2 protein-coding genes and 2 pseudogenes are annotated in these 1,368 nt (G+C 69.3%); 3 read left to right on the forward strand and 1 reads right to left on the reverse strand.

What is annotated here, in order from left to right:
• The 3 genes and pseudogenes from I5Q34_RS33400 to I5Q34_RS33410 form a co-directional block, all read left to right on the forward strand.
• Nucleotides 1–483 (forward strand): annotated as a pseudogene (locus I5Q34_RS33400) (hypothetical protein); the annotation flags it as partial.
• A 93-nt stretch (nt 484–576) separates the two neighbouring features.
• Nucleotides 577–915 (forward strand): hypothetical protein, encoded by a 339-nt coding sequence (locus I5Q34_RS33405; protein WP_199896253.1) that lies wholly within the window; start codon nt 577–579, stop codon nt 913–915.
• Nucleotides 912–1,175, forward strand: coding sequence for a hypothetical protein (locus tag I5Q34_RS33410; RefSeq protein ID WP_199896254.1), 264 nt, complete (start codon nt 912–914; stop codon nt 1,173–1,175). Before I5Q34_RS33405 ends, I5Q34_RS33410 begins: the two co-directional genes overlap by 4 nt.
• A 66-nt stretch (nt 1,176–1,241) precedes the next feature.
• On the opposite strand, the pseudogene I5Q34_RS33415 reads toward I5Q34_RS33410, so the two are convergent.
• Nucleotides 1,242–1,368, reverse strand: a pseudogene (locus I5Q34_RS33415) (malate dehydrogenase); the annotation flags it as partial.

The following is a 1,368-nucleotide window of genomic DNA, read 5'->3' on the forward strand; positions in this document are numbered from 1 at the left end:
AGCAACACATCCCCACCTCCCGTGCCGCCGACGCCGCGCGAACTGATCCCCGACGAACTCGTCGAATACGCCGCCCTCGTCCTCGCCTCCGTCTCCCACAGCGAACGCCAACTCCGCCTCACCGGACGCGAGATCAAGGAACTCGCACCACTCGCGGCGGACTGGATCCTGCGCGGGGCAACGGGCCGCGACCTGCGCGAGGAACTCAGGAACGGGCTACCCGAGCCCGTCCACCACGCCGCGTCCCTCATCCGCGACCGACTCCTGCGCAAACTCCCGGAGGCGCCACCGATCCCCGCCAAACGCCCGGCCCCGCTGGAACCCCGCATCGCGCAGATGCGTGAGTGCGAAGGCGACCACACGCACCCGTACCTCTTCCGGCCGTTGGGCGGTGAAACGCTGTGCGGCGAATGCCGTATTGAGCGGGCGGGGCAGACCGCCCGTGGCCGGACAGCCGCTGTGGAAGGTACAGCCACGACATGACCCGATGAGGGGCATTCCGCCTACTTCCCGCCCGGTGCCGCCCGCACCAGGCATAGTCGGACCAGACAAACCGCGACCCAGGAGCACAGCAAAGTGACCACTCACGCGCCTGCCCACCCCGGGCAATTGCCCACCAGAAGCCCCTATCGCATCGAGGCGGACGAGGGGCCGCAGACCATCGGCGAGCTGAAGGCCGCCCTGGCGGCCGTCGATCCAGCCGAATTGGCGGCATTCACCGCGAGGCTCGACGCGGTTCGTACCACGGGTCCCACCGCCCTCGAAGACGTCCGGTCCCTGGTGACGGAGTACCGCCACGTGTGGGTGCTCCGCACACACCCGGAGATCCAGGCGGCGATTCACGAAGCGGAGGATCCCGACGCCCCCACGTACGCGCTGGAGGAGATTCTCGGCAGCCAGGAGCCCAACCTGTGAACGAAGAGCGTCTCTCGTACCCCGTGGCCTTCGCGGAGGCGGTGCTCGCCGGTATCAAGGCCCTTGACCGGCCGCAGGACATCGCCGCGCTGACGGCGGCCCGTGACGAGCTGCAACGCAACCCTCGAGCGGGCGCTGTCCAGGCCGATGGGCTACGGCGCCTGCACGTCGAGGTGGACGACGACCCCGAGCGCATCAGCCTGCTGTACCGGTTCGACGGCAGCACCGTCCTCGTCGTATGGGTCTTCGCCGGCCCCTGAACAACGGACGGCCCCGCCCCGGCGTTCCCACACCGGTGACGGGGCCGTGCCCAGGAGCAGAGAGGCTCAGATGAGGCCGAGGCCGCGGACCGCCTCGCGCTCCTCCGTGAGCTCCTTGACGGAGGCGTCGATGCGGGCGCGGGAGAACTCGTTGATCTCCAGGCCCTGGACGATCTCGTACGTGCCGTTCTTG

Source organism: Streptomyces sp. AV19, from assembly GCF_015999245.1.
Taxonomy (GTDB): domain Bacteria; phylum Actinomycetota; class Actinomycetes; order Streptomycetales; family Streptomycetaceae; genus Streptomyces.